The sequence below is a fragment of the Agromyces sp. Leaf222 genome (assembly GCF_001421565.1).
Taxonomy (GTDB): Bacteria; Actinomycetota; Actinomycetes; order Actinomycetales; family Microbacteriaceae; genus Agromyces.
Genome location: NZ_LMKQ01000001.1, coordinates 468,419 through 494,970, shown reverse-complemented (window position 1 = coordinate 494,970; position 26,552 = coordinate 468,419). Strand labels below are relative to the sequence as shown.

Genomic DNA, 26,552 nt, shown 5'->3' with positions numbered 1-26,552 from the left:
GACGCTACTCCCCCACAGGAGGTTACGAGAAGGGGGGCGCGCCCACGGGCGACCGGCTCAGGCGAACTCGACGCCCTCGATGTTCGCGAACCGCGCCCGCATGACGGCGATCGCCTCGGCGTTCTCGTCGACGAGCACGAAGCGTCGCCCGAGCGTCGCCGCGACGGCTCCCGTCGTGCCCGAGCCGGCGAAGAAGTCGAGCACCCAGTCACCCTCGCGCGTCGACGCCTGCACGATACGGCGCAGGATGCCCTCGGGCTTCTGCGTCGGGTAGCCGGTCTTCTCACGCCCCGTCGGGGACACGATCGTGTGCCACCAGACGTCGGTCGGCAGCTTGCCGAGCACGGCCTTCTCCGGCGTCACGAGCCCGGGCGCCATGTAGGGCTCGCGGTCGACGGCGGTCGAGTCGAACCAGTACGCCGACGGGTTCTTCACGTACACGAGGATCGTGTCGTGCTTCGTCGGCCACTTTCGCTTCGCCTTCGCGCCGTAGTCGTAGGCCCAGATCAGCTCGTTGAGGAAGCACTCGCGCCCGAACAGGGCGTCGAGCAGCACCTTCGCGTAGTGCGCCTCGCGGTAGTCGAGGTGCAGGTACAGGGTGCCGTCGTCGGCGAGCAGTCGCCAGGCCTCGACGAGGCGCGGTTCGAGGAATCCCCAGTAGTCGTCGAACCGGTCGTCGTAGCGCAGCAGGTCGCCTCGGATGCGCTCGTAGCGCTTGCCCGCGAACCCGGTAATGGTTCCGGCAGCGGGCTTGGAACCCGGCGATCGCGTCGCGTCATCGTTCGCCTCGACCCTGACGTGGCTGGTGGAGCGCCGGGTCTGCGCCCGCCCCGTGTTGAACGGCGGATCGAGGTAGATGAGCGTGAAACGCCCGTCGGGGAACGTCGGCAGCACGGCGAGGTTGTCCGCGTGGATGATGCGGTCGGGCTCGTCGTGGGTCACGGGCTCCAGTCTGGCAGTGACGGGCGGGCCCGGGCGGCGGTCAGCGCTCGACGTCGAGGCGGATGCGGCCCTTGAACCGGTCGGGGTCGCCGTCGTCGGCGTCGGCCGCGGCGTACGAGATGCCCTTGTCGCCGTCACCGGGAACGGGCGCCGGCACGGGCAGCCTGGCTTGGCGCTCCTGCTCGATCTGCGCCTCGTACTTGCGCGGGGCGAAGACCTCGTCGCCGATCATCATGACGGCGCTGCCGCTGGGCTTGCCCTTGCGGGTCTTGTCGGAGAGGTCGATCCAGCCGCGGCGCACCGCGTACGTCAGCACGGCGGCGACGAGCACGGCGCCGACGAGCCAGATCCACCAATCCATCCGGTGAGTCTACCTGCGCCGGATGAGTCTTCCTCACACGGGTGGCGGATGCCGCGGCGCTACCGGGCGACCTGGTTCACCGGCTCACGGCACGCGGTAGAGCCACTCCTTCGTCGCGAACTTCGACTCGGCGAGCGCCTCGGCCTCGGCGAGCTCGTCGGGAGCGACGGCGCCGGGCGTCGCGCCGTAGAGCGAGGTGAACGTCTGGATGAGCGCCTCGATGATCGCGCCGCGGCTGAGCCCGGTCTGCGAGCGCAGCGGGTCGACGCGCTTCGCCGCCGAGGCGATGCCCTTGTCGCTGATCTTCTCGCGGCCGATGCGCAGCACCTCGAGCATCTTCTCGTTGTCGAGGTCGTACGCCATGGTCACGTGGTGCAGCACGCCGCCCGAGCCGAGGCGCTTCTGCGCGGCGCCGCCGATCTTGCCGAGCGGGCTCGCGATGTCGTTCAACGGCTGGTAGGTCGCCTCGATGCCGATCGAGCGCAGGCCCTGCAGCACCCAGTCGTCGAGGAATGCGTAGGAGTCGGCGAAGCTCATGCCCTGCACGAGCTCGGCCGGCACGTAGAGCGAGTAGGTGACGACGTTGCCCTGTTCCATCATCATCGCGCCGCCGCCCGAGATGCGACGCACGACGTCGAAGCCGTTGCGCTCGGCGCCCTCTGGGTCGACCTCGTTCTTCACGGACTGGAAGCTGCCGATGACGACGGCCGACTCGTCCCACTCCCAGAAGCGCAGGGTCGGCTTGCGGCGCCCGTCGCCCACGCGGGTGGCGAGCACCTCGTCGAGCGCGAGGTGCACGCGCGGCGACACGGCCGGGTCGTGGATGACCTCCCACTCGTAGTTCGACCAGCTCGTGGCATCCGTCAGCGCACGTCGAACGGCGACCGCGATCGCCTCGGGCGAGAATCCGAGCATCACCGCGTCTGGTCGAAGCCCCGCGGCGACGGCGGCGGCGATGGTCTTGGCATCAGATGCCGCGGCCAGGCCGTCGAGGGACGCGTCGAGGTCTGCGAGCGCCTCGTCGGGCTCGAGGAAGAAGTCGCCCGCGACGCGGGGCGAGCGGATCACGCCGTCGACGACGTCGAAGTCGACGACCACGAGCTTTCCACCGGGGACCTTGTACTCACCGTGCATGAGGGACAGCCTACGGATGTCCCGGCCGGTTCCACCCTCGAATGCGTACGCTGGCGATATGACGACCTTCTTCCTGGCGCGACACGGCGAGACGGTCTGGCATGCAGACCACAGGTACGCCGGCAACTCGGATGTCGCGCTCACGCGCCACGGGCTCGGGCAGGCGGCCGCGCTCGGCGCCTGGGCGGTCGACTCCGAGCTCGACGCGATCGTCGCCTCGCCGCTGAGCCGGGCGCAGCGCTCGGCCGCGCCGTCGGGCGAGACGACGGGGCTCCCCGTGCGCAGTGAGCCGCGCCTGGTCGAGATCGACTTCGGCGACGCCGAGGGCCTCACGCCCGACGAGCTCGCCGAGCAGTATCCCGACGAATGGGCGGCGTTCTGCCGGGCGCCGGCCAGCAACCCGTTCCCCGGCGGCGAGACCGGTCGGGCGGGCATCGCTCGGGCGGTTCCGGTGTTCGACGAGCTCGTCGAGGAGTTCCCCGACGGGCGGGTGCTGATCGTGGCGCACGCGACGCTCATCCGCCTGCTGTTCTGCGAGCTCGCGGGCATGGATCCCGACGGCTACCGCGACCTGCTCCCGGTGCTCGGCAACTGCCACGTCACGACGATCGTCTACCCGTGGGCGACGGAGTCCGATGCGTCGCACCATCCGCGCATCCGCCTGCTCGGCTACGACGTGCCGCCCTGGCACGCCAAGATGTAGCGGTCGCCCAGCGCTTCGCAGGCCGCGACGCCGGCCCGCGGCATCCGAGGTCCGTCCGTCGTCGGAGGCCGGCAGAACGGTGACCGATCAGTCGATCGCGAACCGCTCGTCGAGCCAGGTGATGAGGTCGGCGCGCACCTCTTCGCGGTTCGTCTCGTTGAAGACCTCGTGGCGGGCGTCGTCGTAGACCACGAGGGTCACGTCGACGAGGCCCGATCGCCGCGCGTACGCCCTCGCGAGCTTCACGGCACTCGTCTCGCCGCCGAGCGTGTCGTCGGAGCCGACCATGATGAGCAGCGGCAGCTCGGTGGGCAGCCGTCGCGCCGGGCGGCCGAGCAGGCGCATCGCATCGCGCAGGCCGAACAGCTTCCGCAGCGGCACCTCCGTCGTGTACGGGTCGGCCATGAACGCGGGCGCCACCGCCGGATCGCGGCTCAGCCACTCGACGGGGGTCGGGCCGAGGTGCTTGTGGCGGGCGTTGAGGTCGCCGCCGTTCATGTCGAAGAGGGTGCGGTAGGCGGTGCCCGTGAGCACCACCGCGTCGTAGTCGAGCGGATGCCGGTTCAGGATGATCTGCGACATCAGCGAGCCCCACGAGTGCCCCAGCAGCACGAGCGGGAGCTCGTGGCCCTCGGTCTCGCGGATCACGCCCGTGAACTGGTGAACGGCGTCGATCGTGGCGCGCAGGCCGCCCGGCCCCAGCCGGCCGATGCGGTCGAGGTCGCCGCCGTGCTGCTCGAAGCCGGTCTGCCCGTGCCCGCGGTGGTCGTCGGCCCAGACGGAGTAGCCGGCCTCGTTCAGGGCCAAGATCAGCTCGCCGTAACGCCCGATGTGCTCGCCGACGCCGTGCGCGAGCTGGATCACCGCGGTCGGTTCGGGCACCCGCCACGCCTGGTAGTGGATGTGGACCCCGTGCGCATCGGTGAACGTCGGCATGCGCACATCATGGCAGGCGCGGCATCCGCTCGACAGTGCCGCGGCGGACTGCCGCTCAGGCGACGCGCGTGATCTCGACCGAGACGAACAGCTCGGATGCCCCCGGCCCCGCGTAGACCCCGCGAAGCGGAGGCACGTCGCCGTAGTCGCGGCCGCGGCCGACGAGCACGTGCCGGTCGCCGACCTCGACGAGGTTGGTGGGGTCGTAACCGCGCCACTCCCCCGCGAACCACTCGATCCACGCGTGCGACTCGCCCACGACCGTCTGGCCGACCGTCGCGCCCGGATCGGGGTGCAGGTAGCCGGAGACGTAGCGCGCGGGGATGCCGGCCGAGCGCAGCGCGCCGAGCGCGACGTGCGCGATGTCCTGGCAGACGCCCTTGCGCTCGGCCCACGCCTCCGCGGCCGTCGAATGCACGCCCGTGACGCCGCGCATGTACTCCATCGACGAGCCGACGGCCCGGCAGATCTCGAGCGCGGTCTCGCTGATGCCGCCGCCCTCGGCGACGATCTCGGCGGCGAGCCCGCGCACCTCGTCGGGCGGGGCGGTCTGCCGCGAGCGGCCGGTGGACTCGACGAGCGTCACGGTCGACGCGGCGGCGACGGCGAGCTCGTCCCAGCCGAGCTCGGAGCGCGGCACGGGTGCGGGGTGCACCTCGACGAGGCTCGTCGCCGTGACCGACAGTTCCTGGTGCGGGGTGAGCACCTCGAACGTCGACACGCGCGTGCCCCAGTAGTCGAGGTACGAGTGCTGGTTCGCGCCGGGGCGGATGTCGAGGCCGGCCTGCATGACGAACTGGTGCCCGTCGGAGTGCGGCAGCATGCGCGCCTCGTTGTACGACGCCGTCGCCGGCTCGGCATAGGTGAACCCCGTGCGGTGCACGATGCGGATGCGACTCATGAGACCTCTCCGATCCAGACGGGGACGACGCTCGTCGGGAAGTATCGCGCCCTGATCGCCTCGCTCGTCGCGGAGGTGACGCCCTGCAGGTGCTCCATGTGCCCGGTCAGGTCGACGAGGATGTCGGCGATGGGCCGGTACTCGAGCTCCGACCGGATCTGGCCGAGCAGCCGCCTGGCCTGGTCGGTGACGCCCACTCGGCCGGCCCTCGGGTCGATCTCGCGGAGCGACTCCTCGGCGCGGATGACGCTCGAGATGATCGAGCGCGGGAACAGCCGGTCGAGCAGCAGGAACTCCGCCGCCGACTCGCTCGACGGCACGCCGCGGTAGCTGCGGAGGTAGGCCTCGTAGCCGCCGCAGCTGCGGAGGATCGTGGTCCAACTGGGCCCGCTCGCCTCGGTCAGCGAACGGGTGGCGAGCAGGCGCGCGGTCATGTCGGCCCGCTCGATCGCCCGGCCCAGGGCGAAGAACTGCCAGGCCTCGTCGCGGCTCGTCGCGGAATCGACGACGCCGATCGCGAGCGCCGAGCGGTCGCGCACCCAGCGGAAGAACTCGTGCGTCTTGTCGCTCGCGACGCGGTGCGGCATGCGCGCGTTCGTGTGGTTCAGCGCCTCCCACAGCTCGGTCGAGACGATCTCGCGGGCGCGCCTGGCGTTCTCTCGGGCGGCCGCGACCGAGTGCGCGATGGAGGCCGGATGCGTGCGGTCGACCGCGAGCAGCGTGATCACGTCGTCGCGGCCGAGCGGTGCGTCGCCCTCGGCCTCGCTGCCCATGACCGAGAGCAGCGCACGGCAGGCGGTGTCCTCGTCGATCCACGGATCCTCGAGCAGCAGCTGCAGGTGCACGTCGAGGATGCGCGCGGTGCCGTCGCTGCGCTCGATGTAGCGCCCGATCCAGAACAGCGACTCGGCGATGCGGCTCAGCATGGTGCGTCCTCCCGGCCTTCGACGAGCGGATGCCGCGGCATCCGCTCGCGCAGTTGTTGCTGTTGCTGTTGCTGCTGGCGCACGGGGGCGTCCTCGTCCTGCGGCGAGGAGGTCACGGGCGAGGTCGTGCGCGTCGTCTCGCCGACGACGACGGCGGGCGGGGCGTGCGTGCCCTGGCCGCCGTGCAGGCCCGTCGCGGGCGGGGTGTTCGGCGAGGCCTGGTCGGCCACGAGCGCGCCGGCCGAGCGCCGAGCGGTGCCCGCGGCATCCGCCATGACCGGAAGGCCACCGGTGTCGAACCCGGGAAGCGGTCTCGACTCGAGCACCCAGGTGTCCTTCGACCCCCCGCCCTGGCTGGAGTTCACGACGAGCCGCCCCTCGGGCAGGGCCACGCGCGTGAGCCCGCCCGGCAGCACCCACACCTCGTCGCCGTCGTTCACCGCGAACGGGCGGAGGTCGGCGTGCCGCGGCCGCAGCCCGTCCTCGACGAGGGTCGGGATCGTCGAGAGCTGCACCACGGGCTGCGCGATCCAGCCACGGGGATCGGCGAGCAGGCGCGTGCGCAGCTCGTCGAGTTCGGCCTTCGAGGCATCCGGTCCGATGACGAGGCCCTTGCCGCCCGAGCCGTCGACCGGCTTCACGACGAGTTCGTCGAGTCGGTCGAGCACCTCGGCGAGCGCCTCGGGCTCCTCGAGCCGCCAGGTGTCGACGTTGGGCAGCACCGGCTCCTCGCCCAGGTAGTAGCGGATGAGGTCGGGCACGTAGGTGTAGACGAGCTTGTCGTCGGCGACGCCGTTGCCGACGGCGTTCGCGATCGTGACGTGGCCGAGGCGCGCCGCGAGCATGAGGCCGGGCGCCCCGAGCACGGAGTCGGGACGGAACTGCTGCGGGTCGAGGAACTCGTCGTCGACCCGGCGGTAGATGACGTCGACACGGGTCGGGCCCGCGGTGGTGTGCATCCACACACGACCGCCCGAGCAGAACAGGTCGCGGCCCTCGACGAGCTCGACGCCCATGAGCCGCGCGAGCAGCGTGTGCTCGTAGTACGCCGAGTTGTGCACGCCGGGCGTGAGCACGACCACGGTCGGATCCTCGATGCCCTCCGGTGCGCTCCTCCGAAGCGCCTGCAGCAGCCGATTCGGGTACTCGCCGACCGGCCGGACGCGCATCGACGTGAACAGCTCGGGCAGGGTCTGCGCCATCACGCGCCGGTTCGAGATCACGTAGCTCACGCCGCTCGGCACCCGCACGTTGTCCTCGAGCACCCGCCAGTCGCCCTGCTCGTCGCGGATCAGGTCGATGCCGGCGACGTGGATGCGCACGCCGTTGGCCCCGACGATGCCGGCCGCCTGGCGGTGGTAGTGCGTCGACGAGCTGATGAGCGCGGCCGGGATCACGCCGTCGGCGACCGCTCGCTGCGGGCCGTACACGTCGGCGAGGAACGCCTCGAGCGCCCTGACCCGCTGCGAGACGCCGGCCTCGGCGCGCGCCCAGTCGGAGGCCGAGATCACGCGCGGCACCGCGTCGAGCGGGAACGGCCGCTCCTCGCCCGCGAAGTCGAACGTGACGCCCTGCGCGAGGTAGGAGCTCGCGAGCGCATCGGTGCGTCCGCGCAGTTCGTCCTGCGACATGCGGGCGAGAGCGGGGTACAGCTCGCGGTAGGGCTCGCGCACGTCGGTCGTGCCGTCGGGGAACATCTCGTCCCACGGCCGCCCCGCGCGTCGTCTGCGCCCGGCACGGTTGGTGCCCGCGGTGGCATATCCGTCGAAGAGTGTCGCCATGACCAGAGAATTCCACTCCGCGGTTTCCGGGCTGTTTCCATCATGGGTCGTGCCCGCGCCATCCCGCCGCCGACCGTCGCGATTTCATTAGCAAGACTAATGAGCTAGGCTAACCATCAATGACCGAACTCCCGGACCAGGCCGCCTCGCAGGTGCGACTCGCGGCCGTGCGCCTCTCCCGCCGCCTGCGCGCGCAGAAGTCCGACGACCGCGTCACCGACAGCCAGATGACCGTGCTCATGCACCTCTCGAAGCACGGCTCGCTGACCCTCTCCGAACTCGCCGAGGCCGAACGCATCAGCGCCCCCTCGATGAACCGCACCGTCGACTGCCTCGAGACCGACGGCCACGTCGTGCGCACGCCCGACCCCGTCGACCGCCGCAAGACGAACATCACCGCCACCGAGACCGGCCGCGAGATCGTCGCCGCCACCCTGCACAAGCGCAACGCCTGGCTCACCGAGCGCATGCACGAGCTCACGCCGGCCGAACGTGCGACGCTGCTCGCGGCATCCGAGATCATGGATCGGATCGCCACGCAGTGAGCGCGATGTTCAGGTCGCTCGCGAGCCGCAACTACCGGTTGTGGTTCATCGGCGCGATCATCTCGAACGTCGGCGGCTGGATGCAGGCGACGACCCAGGACTGGGTCGTGCTCACCGAACTCACCGACAACAACGCCGCTGCCGTCGGCACCACCATGGCGCTGCAGTTCGGGCCGCAGCTCCTGCTCGTGCCCGTCACCGGCGCCGTCATCGACCGCTTCGACCGGCGCAAGGTGCTCCTCGTCACCCAGACCGCGCTCCTGCTGCTCGCCGTCGGCCTCGGCCTGCTGCTGCTCGGCGGCCACGCGCAGCTCTGGCACCTCTACGGCTTCGCGCTCGCATTCGGCATCACGTCGGCCTTCGACGCGCCCGCCCGCCAGACCTTCGTCTCCGACCTCGTCAGCGGACCGAACGCATCGAACGCCGTCGCGCTGAACGCGGCGTCGTTCAACGTCGCGCGCCTCATCGGCCCGGCCGTCGCCGGCCTGCTCATCGTGCTCGTCGGCTCCGGCTGGGTGTTCCTCATCAACGCGGTCACGTTCCTCGCCCTCATCGGCGCGCTCCTCGCGATGCGCGAGCGCGAGCTCATCAGGCACCCGCGCCGTCCGCGCGAGGGCAACGCGCTCGTGCAGGGCTTCCGCTACGTCGCCGGGCGCTCCGACGTCGTCATCGTCATGACCATCGTGTTCATCGTCGGGGCCTTCTGCATGAACTTCCCGATCTTCGCCTCGACCATGGCGGTGATGTTCGGCGAGGGCGCAGGCGAGTACGGCATCCTCTCGTCGATCCTCGCGATCGGGTCGCTGACGGCGGCGCTGCTCGCCGCCCGCCGCTCGCGGGCCCGCCTGCGCGTGGTCGTGCTCAGCACCGGTGCGCTCGGCCTCGCGATGGCCGCCGCCGCGCTCATGCCGACCTACGGCACGTTCGCCGTCTCGTTGGTGTTCATCGGCTTCTGCACCGTGACCCTGCTGACCACCGCCAACGGCTACGTGCAGACCACGACCGACCCGTCGGTGCGCGGGCGCGTCATGGCCCTCTACACGGCGATCCTCATGGGCGGCACGCTCATCGGCGCGCCCGTCATCGGCTGGGTCGCGGATGCCGCGGGCCCCCGTTGGGCGCTCGGCGCCGGCGCCCTCGCGGCCTTCGTCGCCCTCGGCATCGGCGTCGGCTGGCTGGTCGTCGCCCACGGACTGCGGGTCACCCGCATGCCGCAGCAGCCGTGGCGGTTCGGACTCGCACTCGCCGCTTCGGCCGAGGCCATCGCCGACGGCGACCGCGTCAACGCCCCCGCAACGGGGTCGGTTCGGGCCATCGACGACGAGGCCGAGCCCGAGGCCTTCTCCGACCAGGTCGCGATGACCTCGCCGATCCCGCTGCCGAAGCTCACCGGCGGGCGAGCGGATGCCGCGGGGCGCACCGAGCCCGCAGACACGCCGCAGCACCGCTGACCGCCGACGCGTCGAGGCGCCCGCTCGACGTCAGATGACGCCGAGGGCGAGCATCGCGTCGGCCACGCGGGTGAAGCCCGCGATGTTCGCGCCGACCACGTAGTCGCCGGGCACGCCGTACTCGTCGGCGGTCGCCGCCGTGCGCTCGTGGATGCCGGCCATGATCTCCGACAGGCGCTCCTCGGTGTGCTCGAAGCCCCACGAGTCGCGCGACGCGTTCTGCTGCATCTCGAGGGCCGACGTCGCGACCCCGCCCGCGTTCGCAGCCTTGCCGGGGCCGAAGAGCACGCCGGCCTCGCGCAGCACGCGGATCGCGCCCGGCGTGGTGGGCATGTTCGCACCCTCGGCGACGGCGACGACACCCGCCGCGACGAGCTTCACGGCCTGCGCCTCGGAGAGCTCGTTCTGCGTCGCGCACGGCAGGGCGACGTCGATGCGCTCGTCGCTCTCGATGTCCCACACGGAGGCCCCCGGCAGGAACCGGGCCCGCCCGCCGCGCTCGTCGGCGTAGACCGAGATGCGCTCACGGCGACGTTCCTTGACGTCGCGCAGCAGGTCGAGGTCGATGCCGTCGGGGTCGTGGATCGCGCCCGACGAGTCGGAGGCGCCGACGACCACGCCGCCCAGCGCGTGCACCTTCTCGATCGCGTAGACCGCGACGTTGCCAGAGCCCGACACGAGCACGCGCGCGCCGTCGAACGAGCGGCCGCGGGTGGCGAGCATGTGCTCGGTGAAGTACGCGGCGCCGTAGCCCGTTGCCTCGGTGCGCACGAGCGAACCGCCCCAGGTCACGCCCTTGCCGGTGAGCACGCCCGACTCGTAGCGGTTGGTGATGCGCTTGTACTGGCCGAACAGGTAGCCGATCTCACGCGCACCGACGCCGATGTCGCCCGCCGGGACATCCGTGTACTCGCCGATGTGGCGGTAGGCCTCGGTCATGAACGACTGGCAGAAGCGCATGATCTCGCCGTCGGACCGGCCCTTGGGATCGAAGTCGCTGCCGCCCTTGCCGCCGCCGATGGGCATGCCGGTGAGCGCGTTCTTGAAGACCTGTTCGAAGCCGAGGAACTTCACGGTGCCCAGCAGCACCGTCGGGTGAAAGCGGAGGCCGCCCTTGTACGGGCCGAGCGCCGAGTTGAACTGCACGCGGAACCCGCGGTTGATGCGCACGCGCCCGGCGTCGTCGACCCACGGCACCCGGAAGATGATCTGCCGCTCGGGCTCGCAGATGCGCTCGAGGATCGAGGCCTGCACGTACTGCGGGTGCTTGTCGAGCACACGGCCGAGCGAGTCGAAGACCTCGCGAACCGCTTGGTGGAACTCCACCTCGCCCGGGTTGCGCTGCAGCGTCGCCGCATAGACGTCTTCAATGGCAGTGCGGTTCTGCAACGCGCGCCCTCCTGTGGAACGGATGCCACGAGGTGCATGTCGCGCGCGGCCCTTCCACACTACCCAGCGCAGAACGGCGTTCGGTTCGTGTGACGTGCGCGCTCAGGCCGACGTGCGCGTCGACTCGCGGACCACGAGCTCCGGCTGGAAGACGACGTGCTCGTGCACGTGGTCGTCACCGGCTGCCGCGGCGGCGGCCTCCTTCAGCAGCAGGTCGACGGCGGTGTAGCCGATGAGCGTCGCCGGCTGGCGGATCGACGAGAGCGGCACCACGGCCGCCGACGCGAAGTCGATGTCGTCGTAGCCGATGAGCGCGATGTCGTCGGGAACTCGCAGGCCGCCCTGCATGGTGAGCGCCTGCAGCACGCCCATCGCGAGCAGGTCGTTCGCCGCGAAGATCGCGTCGGGGCGGTCGGCGATCGGGCGCTCGCGCAGGGACTCGCCGGCGGCACGCCCCTCGAGCACGGTCAGCGAGTCGGTCGCGAGGACCTCGAGCGAGGCATCCGCCACGGTCTCGATCGCGCGCCGGGCGCCCTCGAGGCGGTCGGCGACCTGCTGCAGCCCCTCGGGGCCGCCGACGAACGCGATGCGCCGGCGGCCGGCGTCGAGCAGGTGGGAGACCGCGAGCTCTCCGCCGACGACGTCGTCGACCGCGACCGACGAGAACGCCCGGTCGGGCGACTCGCGGTCGACGAGCACGACCGGGGTGCCGCGTTCGCGCAACCTGGCGAGCCTCGGCATGTCGTCGGCGAGCGGCGAGATGAGCACGCCGTGCACGCGCTGCTCCTCGAACAGGTCGAGGTAGGCGCCCTCGCGGGTGGAGTTCTCGTCGCTGTTGCCGAGCAGCACGGTCATGTGCTCCTCGGCGGCGCGGTCTTCCGCGCCGCGGGCGACGTCGGTGAAGAAGGGGTTGCGCACGTCGAGCACGACGAGGCCGATGCTGCGGCTGCGGCCGGCCCGCAACTGGCGGGCCGCATCGTTGCGAACGAAGCCCAGCCGCTCGATCGCGGCCTGGACCCGCTCGACCGTGGCCGGCGCGACGATCTCGGGGCGGTTGAGCACGTTCGAGACGGTGCCGACCGAGACGGATGCCGCGAGCGCGACGTCCTTCACACTGACTGCCACCGGCTGCCCCTCCGTTCGATGCGCACGTTCCCACGCGCTCCGGCCATGATGTCAGGAATCCGTCGGAATGCCCCGGAAGCGAACGCCGGACGGCGGGGGCGCACGCACTCCGCATCATCGGACTGCCTCGGCGCGTGGTCGGTACCCGACCCCACCGCGTTCAGCCGCCAGCGAGTTCACAAGACCGATACATCCCCGAAAACCGGAGGGGTACCCGGGACCGAGAGGATCGGTTTCTATCAACCGACAGAAACCCTCATCCCCTTTGGAGCCCCCATGATCATCCTCGGAGTGGGCATCACCGTTCTCGCCGTCCTCGGCGTCGGAATCATCGTCGCCAAGAAGGTCGACGGCGACAGCGACAACTTCCTCGTCGCCGGACGCCGGCTCGGCGTGCCATTGGTCGCGGTCTCGCTGACCGCCGCCGCAGTCGACGCCAACGCCACCGTCGGCAACACCGACCTCACCGCCGACTTCGGTTTCTGGTCGGGCGCATCGCTCGCGATCGGCCTCGCGATCTGCCTCCTCCTGGCAGGCCTGTTCCTCGCCAGGCCGCTGAACGCGATGCGGCTCTACACGCTCGGCGACTACTTCCGCGTCCGGTACGGACGGCGGACCGAGGTGGCCGCGAGCATCATCATGTCGTTCGCGTTCACCATTTTGCTCGCGGGCAACCTCGTCGCCTGCGGGTTCCTCATGGAGCGGTTCGCGAACATCCCCTACGCCTGGGGCATCGTCATCGTCGCGGCGCTCGTCGTCGCCTACACGGTCGCCGGCGGACTCTTCTCCGACGCGTACACGGCCGCGATCCAGACGACGATCACCGTCATCGCCGCACTGGCCCTGCTCTGCTGGACCGCGCTCTCGTTCGGCATCGTGATCCCCGAGGGCCGGGGCCCGCTCGACCTCGGCCAGCTCACCGACCCGGCCCAGGGGGCCGCGATCAACTGGGCGACCCTCGTCGCCCTCGGCATCGGCGACCTCGTGGCCATCGACTTCATGCAGCGCATCTTCGGAGCGCGCTCACCCGAGGTGGCGCGACGTTCGTGCTTCACCGCAGCCGCGCTCACCGCCGCGATCGGCACGATCTTCGCGCTCGTCGCCCTCACCGCTTCCGCCGTGCTCGGGCTCACTGCGGCGGACGGCCCGGTGCTGTACCAACTCCTCGACGGATGGGCGCCGCCGCTCATCTCGGTCCTCGTGCTCTCCGGCATCGTCGCGGCATCCTTCTCGACCGCGTCGGGCGCGATCCTCGCGACCTCGGCCGTCATCGTCCGCAACATCTTCAAGCTGCGCCGCACGACCGTCCAGGGCGCACGGGACCCGCTGCTGACGTGGACCCGCCTCGCGATGATCCCCATCGTGGTCGTGGGCGGGCTCGTGGCGATCAACGTGAGCCAGACCGGCGTCCTGCTGACCCTCGCCTTCGACCTCATGCTCGCCTGCCTCGCCGCGCCCTTCATCGCGGGCGTCTTCTGGCGACGCCCCGGCCGGGTCGCAACGCTGGTGTCGGCGGCGCTCGGACTCATCGTGCGCCTGACCCTGCTCGTGCTGCAGCCGACGATCTACGGCGTGCCGAACGACATCCTCTACGTGCCGAACGACCTCGTGACCGCGGACCTGGACGGCTGGGCGACCCTGATCGCCTTCGGCGTCAGCCTCTCGGCCTTCTTCCTCATCAGCTGGCTGAGCCCTCGCACCGAGGCCGAGCTCGCCGACGAACTCGCGGAGATCGAGTCGCTGCGCGCCGAGCAGGCCGAGGCGCCGAGCGGCCGCGAGGAAGTGCCCGTGCCGGCCTGACCCAGGCGACACGAGGCGGGCCGGGGCGAGATGTTCGTCCCGGCCCGCCTCTGTGCTCATTCGCGGGCGCGCACCCGTGCGATCTCCGCCTCGTCGACATGTGCGACCCTCAGGCAGGCCTCGGCGATGCGCTCGGGCAGGCCGTCGGGCACCTCGCCTTCGCGGCGCAGCGGGATCACGAGCTCGACGAGCTGCATGCAGCAGGCGCCGGCGAAGGCCTCCTCCTGCGTCGGTTCGATGCGGTGCGCGAGCGCGCCGTACACCCCAGCCAGCTCGGCCCTGGCGCGACGGAAGGGTGCGAAGGCCTCCGCGGCGACCTCCGGAGCGAGGTACATCGTGCCGATGTTGTGAGGCTCATCGAGGAGCGTGGTCACGTCGGCACGCGCGAGGTCGTAGAGCGCTGCCACGGGGTCCGCGGCCTCGAGGCAGTCCGCCGCGCGCTCGAGGGTCGGCGCGACCGACGGCTCGAGGAGCGCGAGCAGGATCTCCTCCTTGCCCGCGAAGTGGTAGTACATACTCGCCTGCCGCATGCCCGCTCGCTCGGCGATCCGGCGCGTGCTCGTGCCGGCGTATCCCCGCTCGGCGAACAACGACGCGGCGGCATCCAGGATCTCGGTGCGCGGGTCGACCTCGGGCCGGCCGGGAGTGATCCGCGGCCGCCCGACGGTCGATGATGCCATTTCCCTATTGTGCCTGCTGCTCCAGGTATCGGCGCCATCCGCCGAACCTCGTGATGTCGACGGCATCCTCGAGGGCGAGGTGCTCGGCCTGGAAGCCCGCGACGGAGGATCCGTCCTCGAGTGTCACCCGTCCGATGGTCATCGGTTGCGGGAGTCCGGCGACGAACGCACCGAATCCCGAGGCCGACAGCGTCCAGACCTCTCCGTCGATCGCCTCGCCGCCCTCGGCTACTCGGCGGAGGCCCGGCTTTGGCGGCACGGTGCCGAGGGCATGGAGGCGATACTCGGCCGCCGTGCGAACGCGACCCCGAAGCCGGCCGCCGGCAGCGACGAGCTGATGGTTGAGCGGCTGACCCTCCAGGTGCGAGCCGACCACGAGCAGGTCGTGCGGTGCTTCTGCGATCAGGCCCGCGAGCTCGGCGAGCTGGCGATCGGATCCCGCCGGGCCGGTCAGCATCACACCGTACGGCACCCCGTCGACGGCTCCGGCCGGCACCGCGAGGGAGGCGTAGTCGAGCAGGTTCGCGAAGTTCGTGAACCGTCCCATGCGCGCATTGGCGCCCACGGGATCCGCCGCGACCTCTGCGAGCGTCGGATGCCACGTGGTCGTCGGGGTGAGCAGGGCCGCGGTGCCCTCCAGCCGCTTGGCGCCCTCGAGGCCGAGGCGCTCGAGCCGCTCGCGGTCGCGGAAGACCTCGACCGCCGTGCATGCGTCGCCGCCCAGCACGATCCTCGCCACCGTTGGATCGAGGTCGGTGCCCACGAGTTCCGGGTGCTCGCGGATGAAGTCGCCGACCGCGGCGGTTCGCTCCGCGACGAACGACCCGCCGTACAGCAGGGCGGCCGCCTCGAGCAGCGGCGCGATGTCCACTTCGACGATCTCGACGCCGGAGCGCGCGAGGCGGTCGACCACGCGGGCGAACTCCTCCGCCCACCCGTCGGCGAGCCCCTCGAGGTGCTCGGAGGTCGGGATCGCGATCCGGGGCACCGCCGCGAGTCCCGGCAGCACTGGACGCGGTCGCGCGAGCGGGTCGAGCCCGTCCGGGCCCTCCATGAGCTCGGCGGCCCGACGGGCGAGCCCGAGGTCCCGCCCGAAGACCGTCACGACATCGATCGACCGGCATGCGGGCACGACGCCGGTCGCCGGGATGAGGCCGACACTCGGCTTCACCCCGTAGATGCCGTTGAGCGCGGCGGGGACGCGGCCGGACCCGGCGGTATCGGTCCCGAGCGCCAGGTCCACGAAGCCGAGGGCCACGGCGACGGCCGACCCCGAACTGGAGCCACCCGAGATGCGATCCGGACGCCAGGCATTGCGCACGGCGCCGAATGGGCTCCGGGTGCCGACGAGTCCGGTCGCGAACTGGTCGAGGTTCGTCTTGCCGACCACGATCGCGCCCGCCTCCCGCAGGCGGGCGACGGCCGTGGCATCCGCTTCGGGCTCGTAGGCGTACGCCGCGCTGCCGGCGGTCGTCGGCAGGCCCTCGACGTCGATGTTGTCCTTGACCGCCACGAGGACGCCGGCGAGCCGGAGGCGCTCGCCTGCTGCGCCACGCGCGTCGATGCGCTCGGCCTCCTGCAGGACCTCCTCCTCGGGCCGAAGGGTGATCCACACCTCGGGACGGTCGGCAGAGGCGATCCGTCGGTACGCCTCGCATACCCGGGCCACGGCGCTCACGAGTTCGCTCCGACGACGACGAGTTCTGGCGCCGGCTCGTCGGGAGCGGGCGGAGCGCCCGCGCGCACGGCGGCGAGCACCTGCCCTGCGGCGACCTGGTCGCCCGGCTTCACGTAGACCTCGACCACCTGCCCCGACACCGGCGCGAGCACCTCGTTCTCCATCTTCATCGCCTCCAGCACGAGCAGGCGATCGTCGGCGTCAGCCGATGCGCCCGCCTCCACGTCGACGCGCCACACGCTCGCCGCGAAGGGCGCCGTGATCGGGATGCACCCCTCGGGCACCGGCGTCTCGGCTGCCGCGACCGTGGGCTCGTCGTAGACCCGATCGAACTCGCCCGCGTCCCTCCAGCGCTCCTTCTCCTCGTCGAACGCGCGACGTTGCGTCGACTGGAACGCGGCGATCGATTCGCGCTCCCGCTCGAGGAACGCCTCGTGCTCGGCGAGGGAGAAAGTCCCCTCCTCGGTGCGGAACTCCCCGCGACCCGCATCGACCTCGGCGCGGAGCTCGAGGAGTTCCTCCGCGGACACGGGGTACCACCTGATCCGGTCGAACGGGCGCAGCGCCCACGGGTGCTCGTCGATCAGCCCACCACGGCGGAACGTGTTCCAGATCTGCACGGTGCGGCCGACGAACTGGTAGCCGCCGGGGCCCTCCATGCCGTAGATGCACATGTAGGCGCCGCCGATGCCGACCGAGTTCTCGGCGGTCCACGTGCGTGCGGGGTTGTACTTGGTCGTCACGAGCCGGTGTCGCGGGTCGATGGGCGTCGCGACCGGGGCGCCGAGGTAGACGTCTCCGAGGCCGAGCACCAGGTAGTCCGCGTCGAAGACGATGCGCTGGACCTCCTCGACCGTCGCCAACCCGTTCACCCGCCGAATGAACTCGATGTTCCACGGCGTCCACGGCGCGTCGTCGCGGACGCTCGACATGTAGCGCTCGATCGCGACGCGGGTCGCGGGGTCGTCCCACGACAGTGGCAGGTGCACGATCCGCGATGGCACCACGAGCTCCCGCGTGGCGGGCAGTTCGGCCTCGATGTGCTGCAGCTCGTCGAGCAGCGACGACGCGCGCCGCACCAGCGGGTCGGTCTGGATCTGCAGCGACCGGATGCCGGCCGTGATGTCGCGCACCCCGGGGATGCCACGGGCGACGACGGCCTGCTCCAGCGCATGGACGCGCATGCGGAGGCCCAGGTCCAGCTCGTTCTCGCCGTACTCGACGAGGAGGTTCGCGTCGCCGTCGCGACGGTAGGTCACGGCTGGCGCGAGCACGGCATCGCCGTCGACGACCGGCTCGCGACGGGCGAGCACGCCGTCGTCGCCGTCGCCGGCCGGGCGGCCGTGCTCCAGGTCGACCTGGAAGCGATGCGCCTCGTCGTCGCGCACCGGTGCGAATCGCACGGTGTCGCCTGGTCGCAGCTGCCCGACCTTCCAGAACTCGCCGCTGGCGACGACGGCCGGGCAGACGAACCCGCCGAGGCTCGGTCCGTCCGGCCCGAGGATGATGGGGGTGTCGCCCGTGAAGTCGAGAGCACCGATCGCGTACGCGGTGTCGTGGATGTTCGACGGGTGCAGGCCGGCCTCGCCGCCGTCCTCTCGCGCCCAGGCGGGCTTCGGTCCGCGCAGGCGCACGCCGGTACGGGCCGACTGCACGTCGACCTCGTAGACGGCCCGGTACAGCTCGTCGATGTCCTCCCGAGTGAAGAACTCGGGAGCGGCGTGCGGCCCCTCGGTCACGCCGATGACCCACTCGCTGGTCAGTCGCGGGCGACGCGCCGACGGGGTCGGCCCACCGGCCGCGACGACGCCGGCCTCGCAGGGCCGCAGCACGTCGCCGGCGACGAGGGCCCGCCCGCCGTGCCCGCCGAAGCCTCCGAGCGTGAAGGTCGAGGCGCTGCCGAGGTACTCGGGGACGTCGAGTCCTCCCTGCACCGCGAGGTACGCGCGCATGCCGAGGGTCGTCGCCCCGATCGCGAGCACGCCGCCCGCGGGGACCTCGATCGGCGTCCACCGCTCGACGGGCGAGCCGTCGACCGTGACGGCCGCCTCGGCACCGGTGATGCAGACGACGGTCGCGACCGAGAAGCGGAGGCGCGGGCCCGACATCGTGATCTCCAGCGCGGGCGCCGTCGCAGGATTGCCGACTGCGAGGTTCGCCTCCCGGAAGGAGACCGGGTCCATCGGCCCCGACGGCGGCACGCCGACCTTCCAGTGCCCGACCCGGCCGGGCAGGTCCTGCACGGTGGTCATGAGGCCCGGCGACAGCACGTCGATGCGGGCATCCGGGTCGACCGGATCGCCGAGCGTGCCGGTGTCGTGGCGCACGGCGCGCACCGTCGGATCGTCGCAGAGTGCGCGGAGCATGCCGAGCCCGGTCACGATGCCGTCGACGCGGGTCGCGGCGAGGGCCTCGCCGAGCCGGTCGAGCGCAGCGTCGCGGTCGGCGCCGTGCACGATCACCTTGGCGAGCATGGGGTCGTAGTCGGGCGTGACCCGGAGGCCGGTCTCGATCCACGAATCGACGCGCACGCCGTCGCCCTCGGGGAACTCGGCCCTGGTCACCAGTCCGGGCGAGGGTGCGAAGCCCTTGGCGGGATCCTCCGCGTAGACGCGCGCCTCGAGCGCGTGGCCGACGGGGACCTGCTCCTCGAAGAGGTCGGCCTCCATCGACGCGGCCCCGTCGCGCGCGAGACGCAGCATGAGGGCGACGAGGTCGATGCCGAAGACCGCCTCCGTCACGGGGTGCTCGACCTGCAGTCGGGTGTTCATCTCGAGGAACGAGACCTCGCCCCGCTCGACGTCGTAGATGAACTCCACGGTGCCCGCCGAGCGATACGCGACGGTGGCTGCGAGCCTCCTGGCCGCGTCATGCAGCTCGCGGCGAACGGCGTCGCCGAGTCCGGGCGCGGGCGCCTCCTCGATCACCTTCTGGTTGCGGCGCTGCAGCGAGCAGTCGCGGTCGCCGAAGACGGCGACCCGGCCCTCGCCGTCGCCGAAGACCTGCACCTCGACGTGCCGGGCACGGGTCACGAGCCGTTCGAGGAAGACGCCGCCCGAGCCGAAGCTGCGCGCCGCCATCGATGCGACCGCGACGTACCCCTCCCGCACGTCGTCGAGGGTGCGGCACACCCGCATGCCGATGCCGCCGCCCCCGCTCGTCGCCTTGAGCATGACCGGCAGGCCGATGCGCTGCGCCGCGGCGATGGCCTCCTCCGCGGAGCCGAGCAGTCCGGTGCCGGGCAGCAGCGGCACCTCGGCGGCCTCGGCACGGTCGCGCGCGGTGTGCTTGAGGCCGAACGTCTCGATCTGCTCGGGCGTCGGCCCGATCCAGGCGAGCCCGGCCGCCTCGACCGCTCGCGCCGCCTCCACGTTCTCGGAGAGGAAGCCGTAGCCCGGGTGCACGGCGCCGGCGCCGGTCGCGCGGGCCGCGTCGAGGATCGCGTCGATCCGCAGGTAGGACTCGGCGGCCGGCGCCGGGCCGAGCCTCACGGCGACGTCCGCCTCGCGGACGTGGGGCGCCGCGCGGTCGGCATCCGAGTAGACGGCGACGGTGCGCAGCCCCAGCTGCTTCGCCGAGCGGATGATGCGGCGCGCGATCTCGCCGCGGTTGGCGATGAGGACGGTGTCGAAGGTCATCGGGTGCCTCGTTCCGGACGGGTGAGGATCGCGCGGAGCGGCGTCACGTTGAAGTCGTTGCATGGGTTGTTCATCTGCGGGCAATTGGAGATGACGACGATCACGTCGCGCTCTGCGCGGCATGCGACCCGGCGCCCGGGTGCGCTCATCCCGTCGACGATGCCGAGCGAGCCGTCGGCCTCGACCGGGACGTTCATGAACCAGTTGAGGTTCGAGACGAGGTCGCGGGCCGTGAGCCCCCACGCCGCGCCCTCGAAGAGGAAATTCTCGCGGCAGGCGTGCTGGTACGCGGTGTGGTGTCCGTAGCGCAGCGTGTTCGACTCCTTGCTGCAGGCCCCACCGATCGTGTCCTGCCGGTCGATCTCGTTGCCGACCACCGTCATCAGCGGGTCGCCGAGATTGGAGCGCAGCACGGTGCCGGCCGTGACGTACGCGTTGCCCTGCCAGGTGATCGTGTCGGGTGCGCTGTACCGCTCCGATGTGTCGTCGGCGGCGAAGATCAGGCAGTCGCCGGACTGGTTGCCCCCGACGTCGACGAGCGTGAACACGTCGCCGGCGTGCACGAGCGCCGACCAGGAGGCGCGGGGGGCGATGGGTTCGTCGACGATGACGGCACCGGGGACGAACCCCTCCGACCAGTCGAGGACGGAGCCGGCCGCGTAGACGGGCCGAGGCGGGACGGTGGTGGTGACCATGTCGGTTCTTCCTTCTCAGAGGCCTGCGAGCTCGGCGTACGCGATCGTGTTGAGGTAGGCGCGCTCTCGCTCGGGAGTCGTGGCGTGGCGCGAGTCGTCGCTGCGGGTCGGCCGACTCCGCCACGCGTGCACTCGCAACGGGCCGGCGACGTAGTCGGAGCGGGGGTCGAGCGGATGCGGCGCGTTCGCCACGAGCACGATCAGCGGCAGCTCGGCGACCAGGTCGACGTGTGCGGCCGCGCCGGCCGATCCGATCCAGTCGAGCGCCCCGTCGGCGGCGACCCGCACGCCCTTGAAGAACGAGACGGCAGGAGGGATGTCGCGTCGCGTGAGGCCGTGCTTGGACGCGGCCATGCGGAGGAGGGCGTGGCCCGACGGCGTCGGGCCCTCGGGCGTCGCGTCGCCGAACTTGCGGACGTTCCAGGCGTCGCCGGAGGCGCCGCAGAGCGCGTCATGGCGGCCCGACGTGTCCTCGACGACGGTCGCGAGCACGCGTCCGTCGCCGGAGAGCAGCGGATGCCCCGCGCCGAGGTAGGCCTGCCACGGGATCTTCTGGGTGTCGGCGACGTTCAGCCGTTCGGCGGTGTTCAGTGCATTCAGCACGACGACGCTCGCCGAGGCGTCGCCGTCGGTGTCCTCGAGGCGGATGCGGGTGCCGCGGGCGACACGCAGGTGCGTGTAGCCCCCCGGAGCGACGGTCTCCGACCAGAGCAGCTCCGTCGCCGGGACGCCCTCCGGCGGGTTCGGGGTCGAGGCTGCCGGCAGGTCCGGCATCCAGGGCGAGCGGCTGCCTCGGGCGCGGGCGTCCGAGCGTGCCGCCCCGACGCTGTCCAGGGTCGCCATCCGTGCCGAGCTGTCGATGGTCATCGTCCGGCCTCCGTATTTCTGTCAGTTGACAGAAATCAGACCAGCGGCTCGTTTCACCGGTGTTTCGGGGACGAAACAACCGCGCACGAGTTCGGCGTCAGCGCGCCCTGCCCCCGGGCGCCGCGGCGGAGACGGCGGGTGCCGCGGTGGACCGCCGCACGACGAGTTCGGGCAGGAACACCGTCTGCCGCGGGATGAGGTCGGGGTCCGCGGTCTCCTCGAGGAGGATGCGCAGGGCGGTGCGCCCGATCATGCGGCTGGGCTGGCGCATCGACGAGAGCGGCACGGCCGCCGCGGCCGCGAACGGGATGTCGTCGAACCCGATGATCGCGATCTCGTCGGGGACGAGCATGCGGCCGTCGACGACGAGCGCCTGCAGGAGGCCGAGCGCGACGAGGTCGTTCGCCGCGAACAGGGCGTCGGGGCGGTCGCCGCGCGGCCTGGCGAGGATGCGTGCGCCGGCCGCGACGCCGTCGGCGACCGTGGTCGCCTCGGTCGCGACGACCTCGATCTCGACGGGCGAGACGGCGTTCTCGGCGGCGACGCGCGCGCCGGCCAGGCGATCGCGGACCTGCTGGATCTCGAACGGCCCGCCCACGAACGCGATGCGCCGTCGCCCCGCGCCGATGAGGTGCTCGACGGCCATGCGTCCGCCCGCGACGCTGTCGACCGAGACCGAGCTGAAGCGCCCGTCGCCGCTGAAGCGGTCGACGAGCACGGCGGGGATGCCGCGGGCGCGCAGGCGCTCGAGCCTGGAGTGGATGTCGCCGTACGGCGAGATGAGCACGCCGCGCACCTGCTGCTCCTCGAACAGGTCGAGGTACATGCGCTCGCGCGCGACATCCTCGTCGGTGTTGCCGTAGAGGATCGCGAGGTTGTGGCTGCTGGCCTCGTCTTCGGCGCCGCGCACGACGTCGGTGAAGAACGGGTTCTGGCCGTCGAGCACGACGAACCCGACGGTGGTGCTGACGCCGGCGCGCAGCTTGCGGGCGGCGTCGTTGCGCACGTAGCCGAGCTGCTCGATGGCGCGGTTGACGCGGTCGACCGAGTCGGGCGAGACGTCGCCCGGACGGTTCAGCACATTGGACACCGTGCCCACGGAGACGCCGGCGCGCTGCGCGACGTCGCGGATGCGCACCCCAGCCATTCCAGCTCCCTCGCCGATGTCGTGCCGGTCATCCACCCGGCGAACTTGACCGCCAGTGAATCGTTCCATACAGTGTCCCTGAATCGTACATGAATCGATTCATCCAGATTCACCTCGATGAGGAGGCCATCGTGCAGACGGACACGCCGCAGACGCCGGCGCCGCCCATGCTTGAGCTCTCGCGAGTCGTCAAGTCGTTCGGACCGGTGGTCGCCCTCCGCTCCGGGAGCCTTCGACTCCAGTCCGGCTCCATCCACGCGCTCGTCGGCGAGAACGGCGCCGGAAAGTCGACGCTCGTGAAGATCGTCGCCGGGCTCTACCGCCGCGACGCCGGCGAGTTCCGCCTTCGCGGAGAAGACGTCGACTTCACCTCCACCGCCCAGTCGAAGGCCGCCGGCATCGCGGTCATCTACCAGGAGCCGACGCTGTTCCCCGACCTGACGGTCACCGAGAACATCTTCATGGGCCGCCAGCCGGTGCACCGCTTCGGCCGCATCGACCGCAAGGCCATGCGACGCGAGGCCGAGGAGCTCTTCCAGCGGCTCGGCGTGCGCATCGACCCCGAGCGTCCGGCCGAGGGCCTCTCGATCGCCGACCAGCAGGTCATCGAGATCGCCAAGGCCGTCTCGCTCGACGCCCGCGTGCTCATCATGGACGAGCCGACCGCCGCCCTCTCGGGCGTCGAGGTCGACCGCCTGTTCGCGGTCGCGCGCAGCCTCCGCGACGAGGGTCGCGCCCTGCTCTTCATCTCGCACCGCTTCGACGAGATCTTCGCGCTCTGCGACACCGTGACCGTCATGCGCGACGGCGCCTACGTCGCCACCACGCCCATCGCCGAGACCACCGTCGACGAGATGGTGCGCCAGATGGTCGGCCGCGACGTCACCGAGCTCTTCCCGAAGACGCCGGCCGAGATCGGCGAGCCGCTGCTCGAGGTCGAAGGCCTGACCCGCACGGGCGTCTTCCACGACATCACCTTCTCGGTGCGCGCCGGAGAGATCGTCGGCCTCGCCGGCCTCGTCGGCGCCGGCCGCAGCGAGGTCGCCCGTGCCGTCTTCGGCGTCGACCCGTACGAGTCCGGCTCCGTCCGGCTCGGCGGCCGCGCGCTGCCGCGCAACCGACCCGACCGGGCGATCGGCGCCGGCATCGCCCTCGTGCCCGAGGACCGCCGGAAGGAAGGACTCGTGCTCGAGTCATCCGTCGCCCGGAACCTCTCGCTCGTCATCCGGAACCAGCTCGCGAAGGCCGGCATCATCACGAACGGCTTCGAGAACCGCGCCGCGAAGGTCTGGGCCAGCCGCCTCGAGGTCAAGACGAACGCGCTCAGCACCATCGCCGGAACGCTCTCGGGCGGCAACCAGCAGAAGGTCGTGCTCGGCAAGTGGCTCGCCACCGAACCGACCGTGCTCATCATCGACGAGCCGACGCGCGGCATCGACGTCGGCACCAAGGCCGAGGTGCACCGCCTGCTCTCGGAGCTCGCCGGCAAGGGCATGGGCATCCTCATGATCTCGTCGGAGCTGCCGGAGGTGCTCGGCATGGCCGATCGCGTGCTCGTCATGCGCGAGGGGCGCATCACCGCCGAGATCGACCGATCCGACGCCACCAGCGAGAACGTCATGTTCGCCGCCACCCACGCCCAGGGAGCCCACTCGTGACCGCGCCCGCCCAGACGCCGCCGCCCGCGCCGACCATCCAGAAGACCGCCGTCACCAAGCGGCTGCAGGCCGTCGGCGCGGCACGCGAGTTCGGCATCCTGCTCGCCCTCGTCATCGTCGTGATCGCGGCGACCGTCGCGAACCCGAACTTCCTCTTCAGCTCAGACGGATGGCGCGATCTGCTGCTGACCCCGTCGATCCTCGTGCTCGTCGCGGTCGGCCAGGCGATCGTGCTCATCACGCGCAACGTCGACCTGTCGGTCGGCTCGATCCTCGGCCTGTCGGCGTACCTGACCGGGCGGCTGTTCATCGACATCCCCGGCATCCCGATCCTCGCCGTGTTCGTCGCCGCGATCGTGTTCGGCGGGCTGCTCGGGCTCATCAACGGCGCGCTCGTCGCCTACGCCAAGGTGCCAGCGATGGTCATCACGCTCGGCACCCTCTACGCCTACCGCGGCATCAACGTGCTCTGGACGGGCAGCGACCGCGTCAACGCGTCGGACCTGCCGAAGGACTTCCTCGCCCTCGGCACCGGGCAGATCCTCTGGATCCCGATCCTCACGATCATCGCCCTCGTCGTGCTCGTCGTCATCGGCTGGATCATGAAGAACACCCGCAGCGGACGCGAGTTCTACGCGATCGGCTCCGACCCCTCGGCGGCCGAGCTCTACGGCCTGCGCGTCACGCGCCGCCTGCTCATCGCCTTCGTCTCGTCCGGTGCCCTCGCCGGCCTTGCCGGCGTGCTCTACACGGCCCGCTACGGAACGGTGAACTCGCAGGCCGGATCGGGCTGGGAGCTCGACGCGGTCGGCGCGGCCGTCATCGGCGGCGTCGCCATCACCGGCGGCGTCGGGTCGGTGTGGGGCGCCGCGATCGGCGCGGTGCTGCTGCTCACCATCAACCGCGCCCTGCCGATCCTCGGGATCCCCGACTTCTGGCAGCGCGCCGTGGTCGGCGTGCTCATCATCGGCGCCATCGTGCTCGACCGCGTGCTGGCCGTTCGCCAGAAACGCAAGCTCATCGCGGCCAGGGAGGACGACTGATGACCACCGCTACCGCCTCGACCGCCGCCCCCGCGCGCACCTATCGCGACTACGACCGCCCGCTCTGGCAGCGCCTGCTGCTCACCCGCGAGATGGCCATCGTCGGCCTGCTCGTGATCGTCGCCGTGGTCGCCTCGGTGAGCGTTCGAGGGTTCGGGCAGCCGATCACGCTGACCTACCTGATCCTCGACGTCACGCCGATCCTGCTCATCGCCCTGCCGATGACGCTCATCATGATCACCGGCGAGATCGACCTCTCGGTCGCGAGCGTCGTGGGCCTGTCGAGCGTGCTCATCGGCGTGCTCACCCAGGCCGGAGCGCCGTTCGAGGTCGCGATCGTCGTGGCGCTCGTCGCCGGCGCCATCGCGGGCGCGTTCAACGGATTCCTCGTCACGGTCGTGGGCCTGCCCTCGCTCGCGGTCACGATCGGCACGCTCGCGCTGTACCGCGGCCTCGCCGTCGGCCTGCTCGGCACGACCGCCGTGACCGACTTCCCCGACTTCTGGACCGACCTCGCCAAGATGAAGCTCGGCGGCTCGAACGTGCCCGCCGTGCTGCTGCTGTTCCTCGTGCTGCTCGTGGTGTTCGTGGTGCTGCTGCACTTCACCCCCTTCGGCCGCGGCATCTACGCGATCGGCCTGTCGAAGTCGGCCGCGCGCTTCTCGGGCGTGCACGTCGAGCGCACGAAGCTCGTGCTGTTCGTGCTCTCGGGCACCATCGCGGCACTCGCCGGCGTCTACTACACGCTCCGCTTCGGCAGCGCCCGCGGCGACAACGCGACCGGCCTCGAACTGCAGGTCATCGCCGCGGTCGTGCTCGGCGGCGTGTCGGTGTTCGGCGGCCGGGGCGCGATCCACGGCGTCATCGCCGGCGTGCTGCTGATCGGCATCCTCGCGAGCGCCCTGCGCCTGGCGAACGTCACCTCCGACGTCATCAACATCATCACCGGCGTGCTGCTCGTGGCGTCCGTGGTGTCCAACAGCTTCCTGGCCTGGCTGCGCACGAAACGCAGGGCACCAGGGGGAACCGCGCGCGCGAGGGCTTCCGCAGCAGGGTGACCGCCCGCGCACGCGTGTCGATGCGATCACCCATCGACCAGAACCGATGAAGGGAAAACAACGATGTTTCACAAGAAGTCCCGCGTCGCGGCCG

At 71.3% G+C, this 26,552-nt stretch carries 22 protein-coding genes; 7 read left to right on the top strand and 15 right to left on the bottom strand.

Annotated elements, in window-relative coordinates:
* Positions 1–57 precede the first annotated feature (57 nt).
* From ASE68_RS02145 to ASE68_RS02135, 3 genes are all read right to left on the bottom strand, one after another.
* Positions 58–951 carry a site-specific DNA-methyltransferase gene (locus ASE68_RS02145; RefSeq protein WP_055860523.1) on the bottom strand — a complete coding sequence of 298 codons (894 nt, stop codon included), beginning with the start codon at positions 949–951 and terminating at the stop codon, positions 58–60.
* A 31-nt stretch (positions 952–982) separates the two neighbouring features.
* Positions 983–1,303, bottom strand: a complete 321-nt coding sequence (locus tag ASE68_RS02140; protein WP_055854714.1) for a hypothetical protein — start codon at positions 1,301–1,303, stop codon at positions 983–985.
* Positions 1,304–1,387: 84 nt separating this feature from the next.
* Complete coding sequence (locus tag ASE68_RS02135; RefSeq protein ID WP_055854712.1) at positions 1,388–2,437, bottom strand: biotin/lipoate A/B protein ligase family protein; 1,050 nt, start codon at positions 2,435–2,437, stop codon at positions 1,388–1,390.
* A gap of 58 nt (positions 2,438–2,495) precedes the next feature.
* Between ASE68_RS02135 and ASE68_RS02130 the strand changes: the two genes are divergently transcribed.
* Positions 2,496–3,140 (top strand): histidine phosphatase family protein, encoded by a 645-nt coding sequence (locus ASE68_RS02130; RefSeq protein WP_082461865.1) that lies wholly within the window; start codon positions 2,496–2,498, stop codon positions 3,138–3,140.
* A gap of 87 nt (positions 3,141–3,227) precedes the next feature.
* On the opposite strand, the gene ASE68_RS02125 is transcribed toward ASE68_RS02130, so the two are convergent.
* The 4 genes from ASE68_RS02125 to ASE68_RS02110 are packed head-to-tail and all read right to left on the bottom strand — an operon-like array spanning position 3,228 to position 7,684.
* Complete coding sequence (locus ASE68_RS02125; RefSeq protein ID WP_055854709.1) at positions 3,228–4,076, bottom strand: alpha/beta fold hydrolase; 849 nt, start codon at positions 4,074–4,076, stop codon at positions 3,228–3,230.
* Between the two features lie 55 nt (positions 4,077–4,131).
* Positions 4,132–4,977, bottom strand: coding sequence for a transglutaminase family protein (locus ASE68_RS02120; protein ID WP_055854706.1), 846 nt, complete (start codon positions 4,975–4,977; stop codon positions 4,132–4,134).
* Entirely contained in the window at positions 4,974–5,903 is a 930-nt protein-coding gene (locus ASE68_RS02115) for an alpha-E domain-containing protein (RefSeq protein ID WP_055854703.1), read from the bottom strand. The genes ASE68_RS02120 and ASE68_RS02115 overlap by 4 nt, the downstream gene beginning before the upstream one ends.
* On the bottom strand, positions 5,897–7,684 hold the full coding sequence (locus tag ASE68_RS02110) for a circularly permuted type 2 ATP-grasp protein (RefSeq protein ID WP_055854700.1): 1,788 nt from the start codon (positions 7,682–7,684) through the stop codon (positions 5,897–5,899). The genes ASE68_RS02115 and ASE68_RS02110 overlap by 7 nt, the downstream gene beginning before the upstream one ends.
* Positions 7,685–7,803: 119 nt before the next feature.
* On the opposite strand from ASE68_RS02110, the gene ASE68_RS02105 reads away from it, so the two are divergent.
* Complete coding sequence (locus tag ASE68_RS02105) at positions 7,804–8,229, top strand: MarR family winged helix-turn-helix transcriptional regulator (RefSeq protein ID WP_055854697.1); 426 nt, start codon at positions 7,804–7,806, stop codon at positions 8,227–8,229.
* A 5-nt stretch (positions 8,230–8,234) separates the two neighbouring features.
* Positions 8,235–9,680, top strand: coding sequence for an MFS transporter (locus ASE68_RS02100; protein ID WP_055860519.1), 1,446 nt, complete (start codon positions 8,235–8,237; stop codon positions 9,678–9,680).
* Positions 9,681–9,710: 30 nt separating this feature from the next.
* Here ASE68_RS02100 and gdhA read toward each other — a convergent pair whose 3' ends face one another.
* Both gdhA and ASE68_RS02090 read right to left on the bottom strand, forming a co-directional pair.
* Complete coding sequence (gdhA, locus tag ASE68_RS02095) at positions 9,711–11,069, bottom strand: NADP-specific glutamate dehydrogenase (protein WP_055854694.1); 1,359 nt, start codon at positions 11,067–11,069, stop codon at positions 9,711–9,713.
* Between the two features lie 102 nt (positions 11,070–11,171).
* Positions 11,172–12,194 carry a LacI family DNA-binding transcriptional regulator gene (locus ASE68_RS02090; protein WP_157421494.1) on the bottom strand — a complete coding sequence of 341 codons (1,023 nt, stop codon included), beginning with the start codon at positions 12,192–12,194 and terminating at the stop codon, positions 11,172–11,174.
* A 276-nt stretch (positions 12,195–12,470) separates the two neighbouring features.
* On the opposite strand from ASE68_RS02090, the gene ASE68_RS02085 reads away from it, so the two are divergent.
* Entirely contained in the window at positions 12,471–13,994 is a 1,524-nt protein-coding gene (locus tag ASE68_RS02085; protein ID WP_055854688.1) for a sodium:solute symporter family protein, read from the top strand.
* A gap of 56 nt (positions 13,995–14,050) precedes the next feature.
* Here the strand turns inward: ASE68_RS02085 and ASE68_RS02080 are convergent, their stop codons facing one another.
* From ASE68_RS02080 to ASE68_RS02055, 6 genes are all read right to left on the bottom strand, one after another.
* Positions 14,051–14,674 (bottom strand): TetR/AcrR family transcriptional regulator, encoded by a 624-nt coding sequence (locus ASE68_RS02080; protein WP_055854685.1) that lies wholly within the window; start codon positions 14,672–14,674, stop codon positions 14,051–14,053.
* Between the two features lie 4 nt (positions 14,675–14,678).
* Positions 14,679–16,343: an allophanate hydrolase gene (locus ASE68_RS02075; protein WP_235480872.1), complete on the bottom strand. Its 1,665-nt coding sequence runs from the start codon at positions 16,341–16,343 to the stop codon at positions 14,679–14,681.
* Positions 16,344–16,348: 5 nt separating this feature from the next.
* Positions 16,349–19,990 carry an urea carboxylase gene (gene uca, locus ASE68_RS02070; RefSeq protein WP_055854680.1) on the bottom strand — a complete coding sequence of 1,214 codons (3,642 nt, stop codon included), beginning with the start codon at positions 19,988–19,990 and terminating at the stop codon, positions 16,349–16,351.
* A complete protein-coding gene (locus ASE68_RS02065; RefSeq protein WP_055854678.1) occupies positions 19,987–20,685 on the bottom strand; it encodes an urea amidolyase associated protein UAAP2 in 699 nt (232 codons plus the stop codon). The genes uca and ASE68_RS02065 overlap by 4 nt, the downstream gene beginning before the upstream one ends.
* A gap of 15 nt (positions 20,686–20,700) precedes the next feature.
* Positions 20,701–21,552: an urea amidolyase associated protein UAAP1 gene (locus ASE68_RS02060; protein WP_082461862.1), complete on the bottom strand. Its 852-nt coding sequence runs from the start codon at positions 21,550–21,552 to the stop codon at positions 20,701–20,703.
* A gap of 97 nt (positions 21,553–21,649) precedes the next feature.
* Entirely contained in the window at positions 21,650–22,699 is a 1,050-nt protein-coding gene (locus ASE68_RS02055; RefSeq protein WP_082461859.1) for a LacI family DNA-binding transcriptional regulator, read from the bottom strand.
* Positions 22,700–22,866: 167 nt separating this feature from the next.
* Here ASE68_RS02055 and ASE68_RS02050 point away from each other — a divergent pair, with 167 nt between their 5' ends.
* The 3 genes from ASE68_RS02050 to ASE68_RS02040 are packed head-to-tail and all read left to right on the top strand — an operon-like array spanning position 22,867 to position 26,458.
* Complete coding sequence (locus tag ASE68_RS02050) at positions 22,867–24,357, top strand: sugar ABC transporter ATP-binding protein (protein ID WP_055860512.1); 1,491 nt, start codon at positions 22,867–22,869, stop codon at positions 24,355–24,357.
* A gap of 35 nt (positions 24,358–24,392) precedes the next feature.
* Positions 24,393–25,400, top strand: a complete 1,008-nt coding sequence (locus ASE68_RS02045) for an ABC transporter permease (protein WP_055860509.1) — start codon at positions 24,393–24,395, stop codon at positions 25,398–25,400.
* Positions 25,400–26,458 carry an ABC transporter permease gene (locus ASE68_RS02040; protein ID WP_055854675.1) on the top strand — a complete coding sequence of 353 codons (1,059 nt, stop codon included), beginning with the start codon at positions 25,400–25,402 and terminating at the stop codon, positions 26,456–26,458. Before ASE68_RS02045 ends, ASE68_RS02040 begins: the two co-directional genes overlap by 1 nt.
* Positions 26,459–26,552: the final 94 nt, after the last annotated feature.

Excerpts from the sequence above, each read along its gene's own strand:
- ASE68_RS02140 (WP_055854714.1), bottom strand. The coding sequence starts at position 1,303 with ATGGATTGGTGGATCTGGCTCGTCGGCGCCGTGCTCGTCGCCGCCGTG.
- ASE68_RS02135 (WP_055854712.1), bottom strand. The coding sequence starts at position 2,437 with ATGCACGGTGAGTACAAGGTCCCCGGTGGAAAGCTCGTGGTCGTCGAC.
- ASE68_RS02130 (WP_082461865.1), top strand. The coding sequence starts at position 2,496 with ATGACGACCTTCTTCCTGGCGCGACACGGCGAGACGGTCTGGCATGCA.
- ASE68_RS02125 (WP_055854709.1), bottom strand. The coding sequence starts at position 4,076 with ATGCCGACGTTCACCGATGCGCACGGGGTCCACATCCACTACCAGGCG.
- ASE68_RS02120 (WP_055854706.1), bottom strand. The coding sequence starts at position 4,977 with ATGAGTCGCATCCGCATCGTGCACCGCACGGGGTTCACCTATGCCGAG.
- ASE68_RS02115 (WP_055854703.1), bottom strand. The coding sequence starts at position 5,903 with ATGCTGAGCCGCATCGCCGAGTCGCTGTTCTGGATCGGGCGCTACATC.
- ASE68_RS02110 (WP_055854700.1), bottom strand. The coding sequence starts at position 7,684 with ATGGCGACACTCTTCGACGGATATGCCACCGCGGGCACCAACCGTGCC.
- ASE68_RS02105 (WP_055854697.1), top strand. The coding sequence starts at position 7,804 with ATGACCGAACTCCCGGACCAGGCCGCCTCGCAGGTGCGACTCGCGGCC.
- ASE68_RS02100 (WP_055860519.1), top strand. The coding sequence starts at position 8,235 with ATGTTCAGGTCGCTCGCGAGCCGCAACTACCGGTTGTGGTTCATCGGC.
- ASE68_RS02085 (WP_055854688.1), top strand. The coding sequence starts at position 12,471 with ATGATCATCCTCGGAGTGGGCATCACCGTTCTCGCCGTCCTCGGCGTC.
- ASE68_RS02080 (WP_055854685.1), bottom strand. The coding sequence starts at position 14,674 with ATGGCATCATCGACCGTCGGGCGGCCGCGGATCACTCCCGGCCGGCCC.
- uca (WP_055854680.1), bottom strand. The coding sequence starts at position 19,990 with ATGACCTTCGACACCGTCCTCATCGCCAACCGCGGCGAGATCGCGCGC.
- ASE68_RS02065 (WP_055854678.1), bottom strand. The coding sequence starts at position 20,685 with ATGGTCACCACCACCGTCCCGCCTCGGCCCGTCTACGCGGCCGGCTCC.
- ASE68_RS02060 (WP_082461862.1), bottom strand. The coding sequence starts at position 21,552 with ATGACCATCGACAGCTCGGCACGGATGGCGACCCTGGACAGCGTCGGG.
- ASE68_RS02055 (WP_082461859.1), bottom strand. The coding sequence starts at position 22,699 with ATGGCTGGGGTGCGCATCCGCGACGTCGCGCAGCGCGCCGGCGTCTCC.
- ASE68_RS02050 (WP_055860512.1), top strand. The coding sequence starts at position 22,867 with ATGCTTGAGCTCTCGCGAGTCGTCAAGTCGTTCGGACCGGTGGTCGCC.
- ASE68_RS02040 (WP_055854675.1), top strand. The coding sequence starts at position 25,400 with ATGACCACCGCTACCGCCTCGACCGCCGCCCCCGCGCGCACCTATCGC.